Genomic DNA, 13,054 nt, shown 5'->3' with positions numbered 1-13,054 from the left:
TCTTGGCCGCAATCGCCAGCCCTCTGTGCAATTCCCCTGAAGCCGATGACCGCCGCCTCGCCGTGGTGGACGCCGCATGTCCACGCCGACCGCCGGCCGCGGCTGATCCTGCGCAATGCCATTGCCGCCGGGATGCGCGACTGGTTCGCCCGCCGCGACTTCGTCGAGGTGGATACATCGGCCCTGCAGGTCTCGCCCGGCAATGAAGCGCACCTGTCGGCCTTTGCCACCGAGGCGATCGGGCCGGACGGGCAGCGCCAGCCGCTCTACCTCCACACGTCGCCGGAATTCGCCTGCAAGAAGCTGCTTGCCGCCGGCGAGGAGCGCATCTTCAGCCTCGGGGCTGTCTGGCGCAACCGCGAGCGCGGCCCCTTGCACCATCCTGAGTTCACCATGCTCGAATGGTACCGTGTCGGCGAGACCTATGAGAGCCTGATGCGCGATTGCGCCGAGCTCGTAGCGCTGGCGGCCGAACGGGCCGCAGCGAAGCGTTTTAGCTTCCGCGGCCGCGAGGCCGATCCGTTCGCCGGGCCGGAACGGTTGAGCGTCGCCGAAGCCTTCATGCGCCATGCCGGCATCGATCTGCTGGCGACGGTTGCAGCCGATGGCAGCACCGACCGCGCGGGGTTGCATGCCGCCCTGGTCCAGGCCGGATTGCGGACCGCGCCCGACGACAATTGGGCCGACCTGTTCAGCCGGGTGATGGTCGAAAAAATCGAGCCAGCGCTGGGGCAGGGGTGCGCTACCATTCTTTTCGGATATCCGATCTCGGAGGCGGCACTGGCCAGGCCGAGCGCCGACGATCCACGCACCGCCGAGCGCTTCGAGCTCTATTGCTGCGGCGTCGAGCTCGCCAACGCCTTTGGCGAATTGACCGATCCGGCCGAGCAGCGCCGGCGCTTTGCCGCCGAAATGGATGAGAAGCAGCGCGTCTATGGCGAACGCTACCCGATCGACGAGGATTTCCTCGCCGCGCTCGCCATCATGCCGCAGGCGAGCGGCGCGGCGCTAGGCTTCGACCGGCTGGTGATGCTCGCCACCGGCGCGCTCAGGATCGACGACGTGATCTGGACGCCGGTGGCTGGTCCCTGAGGAAGGTTGGACAAGCCGATCTCGCCCGGCTTGAAAGCCAGGATTAGATGGTCGGTCCAGGCCGCCGCCGGCTCCGTCGAGCCAGAAGATTGGCGACGACCAGGAGGATTATCGACAGCCCCATCATCAGCGTGGCGGCGGCGCTATTGCCGGGGAGAGCTTTTCGCGCAAGCCGATGAACATTTCGAGCGGCATGGTGCGTTGGTTGGCGCTGGCCAGGAACTGCACCGCGACGACCTCGTCATGTGCGAGACGCTGCAACCGTTCCGTGTGTTGCCACGATCATGGTGGGCCGGCATAGTGCTGGCGGGGTTCTCGGCGCCGCGGAGCTATCGGCCGTCGTACTCAGAATGGCCTTCGGCACAATGCCAGACAAAAACGCGCTGAACGCAAAACATAGCAGCGAATGGACAATGTCCTGGCGCCTGGTCATACTTGCGGCCGTGGCGATTAATGTTGTGATGCTCTTGGCCGCGCTGTTCGTCGCGCAAACTCTTGGTCTGGACGCTACAATCTTCTATCGAGATCCATCTGCAGCCGCCGATGTCGGCTTCTATACGGGGTGGATTTCGTCCCTAGGTGCTTCACTGTGGATCGGCACCGGCGCGGCGACCCTGTTTGCCGGTCTGCTCACGCACCGATGGGATTGCACGTTTCTCGGCGGCCTTACCTTGGTCATGGGCCTCGATGACCTGTTGTTGATCCATGAGGACGTGCTGCCGTTTGTCGCGATACCAGAGATTGTTACGATGATTGCCTACGCCGTCGCCGGGTTGTTCTGGTTCTTTCGGCTGCGACGGAAGACATTCGACGGCTCGATCGTATTTGTGGCCGCAGGCTTCCTACTCGCGATGTCAGCAGCGATCGACCAGCTGGGAGAGCTGTTTCCTAGCCCGGGTTCGGCGGTCGACATCGCCGAAGACGCTGTCAAAGAGCTTGGCATCTTCCTTTGGGCGGCAGGTGCCCTCGGGTACGCGGCGATGGTGACACGGTTGGGCCGCCCGTGGGTGGATCCAGCCGATCCCAACTCTACAGGCTGACGGTCGCACACGCCGCATCTTCGACTCGTCGCCGGCAGCGGTGCCGCCGTCGCGGCTTTCGGTCACGGCCACCTCGGATCTAAGCCGTCCTTTGTGCGTCTGGAAGGACGCACCATCTCTGGATCGGTCGCGGCGACCTGGGGCTAGATGCCTCCTGATTGTCCGCTTCTCCCATTGCAGAAGCGGCATCGGGACAATAGATGGTGCAGCAGCGGCTGCCCTTCAGCCGGCCGGAAATAACAGGATCATGCGCATGACCGATACGCTCGACGCAGCGAAACTGACCGATCGCGTCGCGGCCCTGGTCGAGGCTGCCAAACGGGCCGGCGCCGATGCCGCCGATGCCGTTGCGGTACGCGGCCGCTCGACCGGCGTGTCGGTGCGGCTTGGCAAGGTCGAAGGCACAGAGGCGTCCGAGAGCGAGGACGTCTCGCTGCGCGTCTTCGTCGGCAAGCGGGTAGCCAGCGTTTCGGCAACAGCGGCATCCGACCCCAATATGCTGGCCGAGCGCGCGGTCGCCATGGCCAAGGTGTCCCCCGAGGATCCCTATCAGGGCCTCGCCGACTCGGCCTTGCTGGTCAAGAAGCCGCGCGACCTCGATCTGTTCGACGCCACCGAGGTGTCGGCGGACCAGTTGAAGGAAGCAGCGCTTGCCGCCGAAGCGGCGGCGCTTGCCGTCAACGGCGTCACCAATTCGGCCGGCAGTGGCGCCAGTGCCGGGCTTGGCGGCCTGGTGCTCGCCACCTCGCACGGCTTCGTCGGCCACTACGTCGCCTCGCGTTTTTCGCGCTCGACCAGCGTGATCGCCGGCGAGGGCACCGGCATGGAGCGCGACTACGAATTCTCCTCGCGCCAGCATTTTTCCGATCTCGACGCGCCGGAAGACATCGGCCGCAAGGCCGGTGAGCGCGCTGTACGCCGCATTGGCGCGCGCAAGGCGGCGACCGGGCCGGTCGACGTGGTGTTCGATCCACGTGTGGCGCGCGGCATTGCCGGCCACCTTGCCGGTGCCATCAATGGCGCCGCGGTGGCGCGCAAGACCAGCTTTCTCCGCGACATGATGGGCAAGAAGGTGGCTTCGGCCGCAATCACCGTCACCGACGAGCCGCTCCGGCGCCGTGGACAGGCCTCGCGCCCGTTCGACGGCGAAGGCGTCGAGGGCGAAAAACTGTTCATGGTCGACAAGGGCGTGCTCAACCACTGGTTCCTGTCGACTTCGGCAGCTCGGGAACTCGGCCTCGTCACCAATGGGCGCGGCTCGCGCAGCGGCTCGTCGGTCTCGCCGTCGTCGACCAATCTCGCCATCGAGCCCGGGGAAAATACGCCGGAAGAGCTGATCAAGTCGCTCAAGACCGGCTTCTACGTCACCGAAGTGTTCGGCCAGGGCGTCGACATGGTGACCGGCGAATATAGCCGCGGCGCTTCCGGCTTCTGGATCGAAAATGGCGAGCTGGCCTATCCCGTCGCCGAGGTGACCATCGCCTCCAATCTGAAGACGATGTTCCTCAACATGGTTCCGGCGAGCGATCTCGACCGCAATTTCGGCACCGCCGCGCCCACGCTTTTGATCGAAGGAATGACCCTTGCCGGAGCTTGACCCGGCCGTCTCGGCCGGCGCTACTGAAGACCTGCAGCTGTTGCGCGATGCCGCCTGCGAGGCGGGGCTCATCGCCATGCAATACTTCAACAACAATCCAAAAGTGTGGATGAAGGGCGGCACCTCGCCGGTCAGCGAAGCCGATCACGCCGCCGACAAATATCTGCGCGAGACCTTGCTGGCGGCCCGGCCGGATTATGGCTGGCTGTCGGAGGAAACCGTCGACGACCCGGTAAGGCTTGTCGCGCGCCGCACCTTCGTCGTCGATCCGATCGACGGCACGCGCGGCTTCCTCGAGGGCCTGCCCACATGGTGCGTCAGCGTCGCTGTGGTCGAGAACGGCCGAACGCTTGCCGGCGTACTCGACTGCCCGGCGAAGGGCGAAATCTATTGGGCGCTGCCGGGCGAGGGCGCATTCCTGAACGGCAGGCGCATCAGCGTGCGTCCGCCGGCGGAAACGGCCGAAATCGCCGGACCGAAGGCGATGATCGACCTGATGCCGGCGAAATGGCACAAACGGCTGAAGCGCGTGCCCTATATTCCTTCGCTCGCCTACCGGCTGGCGATGATCGCCGGCGGCCAGCTCGATGCCACCTTCGTCAAGGCCAACGCACATGACTGGGACATCGCCGCGGCCGATCTCATCCTGCGCGAGGCAGGCGGCGCCTTGCTCGATCGGCATGGCCGCGCGCCGCTCTATGCCGGCGAAGTGATCCGTCACGGACCGCTCGCCGCCGGCAGCGGCGAACTCCTCGCCGTGCTCGCCGGCGTCATCGCCGGGCTGACAATTGACCACTATCAATAGTTCCAAAGTCGGCGGCTTTGGTCTAGACCTGTCCCAAACTCACGATATGTGAAGGATCGACATGGCCGCTGAAGACGGAAAGAAGCAGCTTTTGCACCTGGTGTTCGGCGGCGAACTCAAGAAGCTGGGCGGCACCGAATTCCGCGATCTCGACGCGCTCGATATTGTCGGCATCTATCCGGACTACCAATCGGCGCACGCCGTCTGGAAGGCCAAGGCGCAAGCTAGCGTCGACAACGCTCATATGCGCTATTTCGTCGTTCACCTGCACCGCCTCCTCGACCCCGAAAACAAGGCTGTCGGTTGACATCGATGAACCATGAAGCGGTCAAGCGATCAGCCCCGCGGTCGGCGGTCAGACGTCGCAAGCCGAAGACGTTCTGGCGCAAGATCCGCGAACCGCTGGCGCAGTCGCGAATCGTCAAGAATGTGCTTGCCGCGCTGTTTGCGTATTTCGTCCGCCTTGTCCGCTTGACCAACCGCATGGTCGACGGATCGGCCAAGTTTTCCGGCGGCGCCTATGCGCAGCTCGAGCCTGGCATCATCGCGCTCTGGCACGGCCAGCACCTGCTGACCCCGGCCTACTATCCCAAGGGACGGCCGCTGGTTGCCATGGTATCGCGCAGCGCCGATGCCGAGCTCAACGCGCTGATGGTCGAGAAATTCGGCATCGAGGCGGTGCGCGGCTCTGGCGGGCGCGAAAGCGCAAGGCATCTCGACAAGGGTGGGGCCAAGGCGCTCATCGCCCTCAAAAAGTCGCTCGCCACCGGCAAGAATGTCGCCATGATTGCTGATATTCCCCACGGCACGCCGCGCGATGCCGGGCTCGGCGTCGTCCTTCTGGCGCGGCTGTCCGGCCGGCCGATCCTGCCTGCCGCGATAGCCACCAGCCGCCGCAAGGTGATCGAGGGCAGCTGGGACAAGACGACGATCAACCTGCCCTTCGGCCGCTCCTCGATCGTCGTCGGCACGCCTGTCTTCGTGCCGGCCAACGCCGACGCCGTGGAAATGGAACGCAAGCGCCAGGAGGTTACGGCCTCGCTCAATGCCGCGACCGCCGAGGCCTATCGCCTTGTGGACGGTTCGAAATGAGTGTGCGCTGGGCGCGCGCCTTCCTGACCGCATACCGTTTCGCGGGGGCGGCCGCCTACCCGTTGGCCGGGCCTTATGTCGCCTGGCGCACTTCCAGAGGCAAGGAGGATCGCATTCGCCGGCGCGAACGCTACGGCGTCGCCGGACGCGAGCGCCCCGAAGGCCCGGTGATCTGGATCCATGCAGCCAGCGTCGGCGAGACCATCGCCGTCGTGCCGCTGGTCGAGAGCATTCTCGATTACGGCGTCAACATCGTGCTGACGACGGGCACGGTCACCTCGGCGCAGGTCGCCGAAGAACGGCTGGGCGACCGCATCATCCACCAATATGTGCCGCTCGACCTCAAGCCGGCGGTCAGCCGCTTCCTCGACCATTGGCAGCCGGACCTGGCGATCATCGCCGAATCCGAGATCTGGCCGATGACCATCCTGGAACTCGGCGCCCGCCGCGTGCCGCAGGTTCTGGTCAACGGCAGGCTGTCCGACCGCTCCTTCAAGTCCTGGAAGAAGCGCGCCAACATTGCCGAAGCATTGTTCGAAAATCTCGCCCATGTCGTCGCCCAGTCGGACCTCGATGGCGAGCGCTTCCTTTCGCTCGGCGCCCGGCCGGTCACTGTATCCGGTAATCTCAAGGTCGACACCGCGCCGCCGCCGGCCGACGAGCGGGCACTGGCGGCGCTGAAACGCCAGATCGGCGGCCGCCCGACCTGGGCGGCGATCTCGACCCATGACGGCGAAGAGGCGGTCGCCGCCGAAGTTCACGCCATGCTGCACAAGCGCCACCACGGGCTTTTAACGATCATCGTGCCGCGCCATCCCGATCGCGCCGGGCAGCTGGCCGCCCAGATTTCCGGCATGGGCCTGAAGCTGGCGCAGCGCAGCAAGGGCGACAGGATCACCGCCGACACCGATATTCTGCTCGGCGACACGATCGGCGAGATGGGGCTTTATCTGAGGCTGACGGAAATTGCCTTTGTCGGCCGTTCGCTGACTTCCGAGGGCGGCCAGAACCCGCTGGAACCAGCCATGCTGGAGACCGCGGTGCTTGCCGGCCGCAACGTCCAGAATTTTCGCGAGGCCTATCAGCGCCTGCTCGATAGCGGCGGCGCCAAGCTGGTGCGCGACCGCGATATGCTGGCCGGCGCCGTTAATTTCCTTTTGACCAACGAGGCGGCCCGCCATGAGATGATGGCGGCGGGTGCGGCGACGGTCGACGAGATGCGCGGTGCGCTGGCGCATACGCTCAGGTCGCTTGAGCCCTATATCCAGCCGCTGGTCGTCAAGTCGCGCCTGAAGGGCGCGAACGGGCGCTGACGTGACCTCGGAAGCGCCGCCCTTCTGGTGGGAAGAGCCGGACTGGCGGGTCACGGCGCTGTCGCCGCTCTCCGCCGTCTATGCGCTTGTCGCCGGTCGCCGCATGCGGCACGCGCCGCGTGAAAAGGTCGAGGCGCCGGTGCTCTGCGTCGGCAACTTCACCGTCGGCGGCACCGGCAAGACGCCGGTGGCGATCGCGCTGGCCGAGCAGGCCAGGCGCATGCAGCTTAATCCGGGTTTCCTGTCGCGCGGCCATGGCGGCTCCTTCGCGCAGCCGCATATCGTCGATCCGCACCACGATGCCGCCAAGCATGTCGGCGACGAGCCGCTGCTTCTGGCCGAACACGCCCCGGTCGCGGTGACGCCGAACCGGGCCGCCGGCGCCAGGCTTCTGCTGGAGAAGCTCGGCTGCGATTTCCTGATCATGGATGACGGTTTTCAGAGCGCGCGCATCCACATCGACTATGCGCTCGTCGTCGTCGACGCGCGACATGGCATCGGCAATGGCCGCGTCATCCCCGGCGGGCCGCTGCGGGCAAAGATCGTCGACCAATTGGTCTTCACCAGCGCCTTGCTGAAGATGGGCGAGGGCACCGCGGCCGATACGGTCGTGCGCCAGGCAGCGCGCGCCGGCAGGCCGATCTTCGAGGCGCACACTGCCCCGAGCAGCAAGGTGACGCTGGCCGGCAGGCGGTTCCTGGCGTTCGCCGGCATTGGCCATCCCGACAGGTTTTTCGACACCGTAGCCGAGGCCGGCGGCGAGCTTGCGCTGACCCGACCGTTTCCTGACCATCATTTCTACAGTGCGGACGAGCTTGCCGAATTGGCGGCGACAGCACGTAAAGCCGGGCTTGGTCTCATTACCACCGCCAAGGACGCTGCCCGCCTGCGTCACGGCGCGGCACCGCCGGAATTCCTCGACGGGCTCGATGTGCTGGAGATCGACACCGTCTTCGAGCTCGACCATGTGCCGCAACGCATCATCGACGAGACGCTGGATGCCTGGCGGCAGCGCCGGCTTAAAGGCTGACCAGAAGCGTGAGCACCGAGGCAATGCGGGACTGGAATTTGCGGCTTTCCGCCGGCCGAACGTATTTTGTTCTTGCTTTGTGCCGGCAGCTATGCTAGTAATTTGGGTATGGTGATGATTCGCCGGTGGCCCGCCCTCGAACTTGAGGCGGGTTTTTTATTTCATGGCCTCTAAGGTTTCGGTGTTGCCGGCCTGACGCCGCGGCAGAGGGCGCAGGATCGCAACGGGGCTGCTTCCATTTGCGCTGGACTAGCGTCGGCGGCGCAGTTCCGGATGCGCTTCGATCTCGCGGCGCAGCGAGGCAGCGGCGTTCACATAGGGTTCCTGCCTGGCGACACTCCAGTATTTAAGCTCGTCGAGCGGGATGCTCTCGCCGGTCACCGCGCAGCGTACGAAGGCGCCGGGGCTGGTCACCTGGAAGTCGCCGTCGAGATAGCGGATGCGGGCTTCCTTGCCGCCGGGTCCTTCGAAACGGTTCATCATGGGGTGGTGCCGAAATTCATGACGATGTCATCGCCACAAATTGCGGCGAGGTCAAGCCGGCAAAGCGGATGCCGGCATCTCATTCCTCGGCCGTGATAAACTGCTCGATCTTCTCCGCTGCCAGCCCGGCCTGGACGGCGATGCGCCGGGCGAGTTCGGCGGCGGCGGCGCGCGGGCGCCCCAGCGGCCGGTCGAGCCAGTAGGATATCGGGCTTAGCGCACTGCGCTCGTCTACGGCGACGATGCGGCCCGATTTCAATTGGTCCACCGTCAACGGCGGACGTGCCAGCGCAATACCGAGCCCGTGCGCGGCGGCGTCGAGCACGAGGTTGTAGTCCTCGAAACGGCGGTCGTGCGGCCGCGGCCGATAGTCCATCTCCTGCGCCGCAAACCAGGCGCGCCAGGCCGAAGCGTCGGAATCATTGATCACCGGATAGTCGAGCAGCCGGGCGGGATCTCCGCGGCCGATCTCCCTGGCCAGTCCCGGTGACGCGACCGGGAACACATATTCTTCGAAAAGCTGCACCGAGATCCGGCCCGGAATGCGGCCGCGCCCGCAGCGGATCGACAGGTCGATGCCCTCGTCGGCAAGATCGCCTTGGCGGATGTCGACGTCGAGCACGATACGCAGCTTGGACGGGTGGTTCTCCAGCGCCGCCATACGCGGCATCAGCCACAGCCCGCTGACCGAAGGGATCGAGGTCAGCCGCACCACCGCCGTGCCGCGCGGCTCGACCCAGCGATCCGAATTGCTGGCGATCAGGGCAAAGGCTTCGGTGGTGCGCAGATGCAGCCGGTTGCCCTCGATGGTCAGCGAGACGCCGCGCGCGCCGCGATCGAAGACTTTCAGCCCGAGCCAACCCTCGAGCTTGGCGATCTGCCGGCTGACGGCGCCGTGAGTGATGTTGAGCTTCTCGGCCGCCGCCGAAAAGCTGCCGGTCCGAGCCGCGGCGTCGAAGGCGCGCAGCGTTTCGAGCGGCAGCATCGGGTCTAAGCTGTGATCCATAGTCACAGGTGATCCTCGATTTGTTCGTTTGTCAACCGACCCGCAATAGCGTTTCTCTACTTCATGGCATTGGATCGCGAGGACACCCAGATGAGCGCTTACACCGGCACGTTGAATACGACACAGCGCATGGATGCCACGGCTGCCATCGCGGTGGCGCTGACGGTGGTCGGCTGGGCCTCCGCCTTTCCGGCGATCCGCGCCGGCCTTGCCGCTTTCGGGCCGCTGGAACTTGGCGCGCTGCGCTTTGCCATCGCCGCGGTTCCGGCGGCGATCTTCCTCGCGGTCAAGCGGCCGGCGCTGCCCAGGCTCGATGAACTCTGGCGCTTTGTCTTCGGTGGTGCCGTCTTCGTCGCGCTCTACACGGTGATGCTCAATTTCGGCGAGCTGACCGTTTCGGCCGGTGCGGCCGGCTTCATCATCAATGTCAGCCCGATCTTCACCGCCATCATGGCCATGGCGCTGCTCGGCGAACGCTTCTCGGGCCTCGCCTGGGCCGGCACATTCCTGTCCTTCGCCGGTATCGGGATCATCGCCATGGGCGAGGGGCAAGGGCTGCATTTCAACAATGGTGCGCTGCTTGTCCTCGGCTCGGCGCTGTGCTCGGCCGTCAACACCATCGTCCAGAAGCCGCTGTTTGCCCACCATCACCCGCTGACGATCTCGGCCTCGAACATGGTGCTTGGCGCGCTCTGCCTGTCGCCGTTCCTGCCGAGCGGTCTGGCGCAGGCGGCGGTCGCCGACACCGCCGGGCTCGGCGCCGTCATCTTTCTCGGCATCGTACCCAGCCTGATCGCCTACGCTGCCTGGGCAACAGCGCTTTCCCGCCTGCCCGCGGCGCGTGCCTCGAACTTCCTCTATCTGGTGTCGCCGATGGCGACGCTGATCGGCTTCTTCTGGCTGGGCGAGGTGCCGACGCTGCTTGGCATCTTCGGCGGCGCGCTGGCGCTGGGCGGCGTCATCGTGGTGAATTTGAAGAGGTGAGCAAAGGGTTTGGGGCTGTGCCTGACTCGAAAAGAGCCGCTGTACAGCGGCTCTTTTCGTACCCCCACCCCGCTGCTTCGCAGCGACCCTCCCCACAAGGGGGAGGGTAAGCTCCTCGCGAGGCGTCGGCGGGTAGGCTCCCTACCTCCCCCTTGTGGGGAGGTCGGACCGAAGGTCCGGGTGGGGGCTGCGCCCTGCGAGTTTCTTATCGCCGCCCGAACAATCTCTCGATATCCGCCAGCTTGAGTTCGATATAGGTCGGGCGGCCGTGGTTGCAGGTGCCGGAGCCGGGCGTCGCCTCCATCTGGCGCAGCAGCGCGTTCATCTCTTCCGGTTTGAGCAGGCGGCCGGAACGTACCGAGCCGTGGCAGGCCATGGTCGCGGCTATTCTGTCCAGCCGCTCCTTCAGCGTGTCGACCGTGTCGTTGTCGGCGATCTCGTCGGCGAGATCGCGCACCAGCTGCTGGACGTTGGTCTCCCCGAGCATCGATGGCGTCTCGCGCACCGCGACGGCACCGGGGCCGAAGCGCTCGATGCCGAGGCCGAAGCGGGCCAGCGTCTCGGAATGCCTGGCAAGCCGCTCGGCATCCTCTTCCGACAGATCGACAATCTCGGGCAACAGCAGCATCTGCGACGGCACCGCGCGTGAGTGGAGGGCGTTCTTCAAGGCCTCGTAGACCAGCCGCTCATGCGCCGCATGCTGGTCGACGATGACAAGAGAATCCCTGGTCTGGGCGACGATATAATTCTCGTGCACTTGCGCGCGCGCCGCGCCCAGCGCCGTGCCGAGCAGCGTTTCCGCCGCTTCGTTTTGCCCGGCGCGCGCATCGGCGCTGTGCAGCGGCCCGGCGTCGAAGGCCGCCTGCTCGTCCTCGCCGAACCCGTCGCCCATATCGAGCGGCCGCTGTGGCGAACGGCCAGGATCGAACCCGGCAAAGCCTGAGGCCCGGTAAGCGGCCTCGTAGCTGCGGTGACCGTTGGCCGGCCCGCCATGCGCATAGGATGCCGCGCCTGGCCGGAACGCCGCCATCATGCCGGCGGCCCCTGTGGTGGCGGGGCGGATGCCGGCATTGGCCAGCGCTTCGCGAATGGCGCCGACGATCAGCCCGCGCACCAGCCCCGGGTCGCGGAAGCGCACGTCTGCCTTGGCCGGATGGACGTTGACGTCGACGATCGCCGGATGGAGCGTCAGGAACAGCACGGTGACGGCATGGCGGTCGCGTGGCAGCACGTCGGCGAAGGCGCCACGAATGGCGCCGGCGATCAGTTTGTCACGCACCGGACGGCCGTTGACATAGGCGTATTGCTGCAGCGCGTTGGCGCGGGTGAAGGAGGGGACCGAGACATGGCCGGCGAGATGCACGCCGTCCCGCATCGCGTCGATGGCGATCGCATTGTCCGGAAAGTCGGCGCCCATCACCTGCGCCACCCGGCGCAGCCGGCCTTCCGGGCTGTCGTCGGTCGCCGGCAGTTCCAGCGTCGAGCGGTCCGGGCCGGCCAGGGAGAAGCGCACGGCGGGAAAGGCGATGGCGATGCGCTTGACCACGTCGCCGATGGCCGTGCTTTCGGCGCGCTCGCCCTTCATGAATTTGAGCCTTGCGGGCGTGGCGAAGAACAGGTCGCGCACCTCGACCGTGGTTCCGCGATTGGCCGCCGCCGGCCTGACCGCGGAGACGCGGCCGCCCTCGATGCCGATCTCGGCGGCGTTTTCACTGGACGCGGTGCGCGAGCGGATCGACAGCCGTGCCACCGAGCCGATCGAGGGCAAGGCCTCGCCGCGAAAGCCGAGCGAGCGGATGTCGTGAATGTTGTCGGCGAGCTTGGAGGTGCAATGGCGCGCAATCGCCAGCGCCAGTTCCTTTTCCGGAATGCCCGAGCCGTCGTCACTGACGCGGATCAGGTTCAGCCCGCCGCCGGCGGTGACGATCTCGACTCTGGTAGCGCCTGCATCCAGCGCGTTCTCGACCAGTTCCTTGACCACGCTTGCCGGACGTTCGATGACTTCGCCGGCGGCGATCTGGTTGATCATCGTTTCGGAAAGCTGGCGGATCGGCATGGGGCACTATAGGCGGATTCGTGGTCGATGCGGGAGGGGGAGAATAGCGTTGACCGTTGCAAGGCAGTGAGACTGCTCCGTTGCTCCGCCAGAGGGGGTGCTGTCCCGCCACGATATAGAGATAGGAATATTGTTGAGTGAATGGGCTTGGCCCCAACTGACTTATTAGAATTAGTCGGGCGAAGGCCAAAATCCGAAGCGAATGGCCGTTGGAGGCGACATTTGGACGTCATCCTAGATTACTTGATGGTAAAGTTCGCTCGATGGATACAGCGTCGAAAGAGTCGTATTGCGAGAATAATTTGGTTTACTATTTGGACGGTTATTTCGATATTGCTAACAGTTTTTCTATTTTACCTCCTGTATATTCGAAACCTGACCATATAGTTTCGTGTTTCTACCACTGCGGCGCAGGTGCCGCCGCAGGCTTGATCGCGGACACCCTCGATGCGGATCTCGGGGGCACTGTCGCGATAGTGATGGGGTGGACGCCCCCTCGACGGCATCGATGTGCCAGAATGGTGGTGTTTGACAGCCACCGTAAGAGAGGGAGCGT

13 protein-coding genes are annotated in these 13,054 nt (G+C 65.4%); 9 read left to right on the top strand and 4 right to left on the bottom strand.

Annotation, left to right across the window (positions count from 1 at the left end):
* The first annotated feature begins 45 nt into the window (after positions 1-45).
* Complete coding sequence (gene epmA / locus NKH67_RS31140) at positions 46-1,092, top strand: EF-P lysine aminoacylase EpmA (RefSeq protein ID WP_352474394.1); 1,047 nt, start codon at positions 46-48, stop codon at positions 1,090-1,092.
* A gap of 126 nt (positions 1,093-1,218) precedes the next feature.
* On the opposite strand, the gene NKH67_RS31135 is transcribed toward epmA, so the two are convergent.
* Positions 1,219-1,353 (bottom strand): hypothetical protein, encoded by a 135-nt coding sequence (locus NKH67_RS31135; protein WP_352474393.1) that lies wholly within the window; start codon positions 1,351-1,353, stop codon positions 1,219-1,221.
* An 89-nt stretch (positions 1,354-1,442) separates the two neighbouring features.
* On the opposite strand from NKH67_RS31135, the gene NKH67_RS31130 reads away from it, so the two are divergent.
* From NKH67_RS31130 to lpxK, 7 genes are all read left to right on the top strand, one after another.
* Complete coding sequence (locus NKH67_RS31130; protein WP_352474391.1) at positions 1,443-2,132, top strand: DUF8692 domain-containing protein; 690 nt, start codon at positions 1,443-1,445, stop codon at positions 2,130-2,132.
* Positions 2,133-2,385: 253 nt separating this feature from the next.
* Entirely contained in the window at positions 2,386-3,729 is a 1,344-nt protein-coding gene (locus NKH67_RS31125; RefSeq protein ID WP_352474390.1) for a TldD/PmbA family protein, read from the top strand.
* Complete coding sequence (locus tag NKH67_RS31120; RefSeq protein ID WP_352474389.1) at positions 3,716-4,534, top strand: 3'(2'),5'-bisphosphate nucleotidase CysQ; 819 nt, start codon at positions 3,716-3,718, stop codon at positions 4,532-4,534. The genes NKH67_RS31125 and NKH67_RS31120 overlap by 14 nt, the downstream gene beginning before the upstream one ends.
* A 61-nt stretch (positions 4,535-4,595) precedes the next feature.
* Positions 4,596-4,841 (top strand): DUF4170 domain-containing protein, encoded by a 246-nt coding sequence (locus NKH67_RS31115; RefSeq protein WP_023674378.1) that lies wholly within the window; start codon positions 4,596-4,598, stop codon positions 4,839-4,841.
* A gap of 5 nt (positions 4,842-4,846) precedes the next feature.
* Positions 4,847-5,626, top strand: a complete 780-nt coding sequence (locus tag NKH67_RS31110) for a lysophospholipid acyltransferase family protein (RefSeq protein WP_352474387.1) — start codon at positions 4,847-4,849, stop codon at positions 5,624-5,626.
* On the top strand, positions 5,623-6,939 hold the full coding sequence (gene waaA, locus NKH67_RS31105) for a lipid IV(A) 3-deoxy-D-manno-octulosonic acid transferase (RefSeq protein WP_352474386.1): 1,317 nt from the start codon (positions 5,623-5,625) through the stop codon (positions 6,937-6,939). The genes NKH67_RS31110 and waaA overlap by 4 nt, the downstream gene beginning before the upstream one ends.
* 1 nt (position 6,940) lies before the next feature.
* Positions 6,941-7,969, top strand: a complete 1,029-nt coding sequence (gene lpxK, locus NKH67_RS31100; protein WP_352474385.1) for a tetraacyldisaccharide 4'-kinase — start codon at positions 6,941-6,943, stop codon at positions 7,967-7,969.
* A gap of 249 nt (positions 7,970-8,218) precedes the next feature.
* Here the strand turns inward: lpxK and NKH67_RS31095 are convergent, their stop codons facing one another.
* Positions 8,219-8,452 (bottom strand): DUF2093 domain-containing protein, encoded by a 234-nt coding sequence (locus NKH67_RS31095; protein ID WP_031211156.1) that lies wholly within the window; start codon positions 8,450-8,452, stop codon positions 8,219-8,221.
* 79 nt (positions 8,453-8,531) lie between these two features.
* Positions 8,532-9,458 (bottom strand): LysR substrate-binding domain-containing protein, encoded by a 927-nt coding sequence (locus tag NKH67_RS31090; protein WP_352474384.1) that lies wholly within the window; start codon positions 9,456-9,458, stop codon positions 8,532-8,534.
* A 90-nt stretch (positions 9,459-9,548) separates the two neighbouring features.
* Between NKH67_RS31090 and NKH67_RS31085 the strand changes: the two genes are divergently transcribed.
* On the top strand, positions 9,549-10,442 hold the full coding sequence (locus NKH67_RS31085) for a DMT family transporter (protein ID WP_352474383.1): 894 nt from the start codon (positions 9,549-9,551) through the stop codon (positions 10,440-10,442).
* Positions 10,443-10,647: 205 nt separating this feature from the next.
* Here NKH67_RS31085 and mutL read toward each other — a convergent pair whose 3' ends face one another.
* Positions 10,648-12,498 (bottom strand): DNA mismatch repair endonuclease MutL, encoded by a 1,851-nt coding sequence (gene mutL / locus NKH67_RS31080; RefSeq protein WP_352503609.1) that lies wholly within the window; start codon positions 12,496-12,498, stop codon positions 10,648-10,650.
* Positions 12,499-13,054: the final 556 nt, after the last annotated feature.

Origin of the sequence: Mesorhizobium sp. M0968, from assembly GCF_040319065.1 — a bacterium.
In the GTDB taxonomy this organism is placed as follows: Bacteria; Pseudomonadota; Alphaproteobacteria; order Rhizobiales; family Rhizobiaceae; genus Mesorhizobium.
This window is presented reverse-complemented; position numbering and strand designations above follow the sequence as displayed.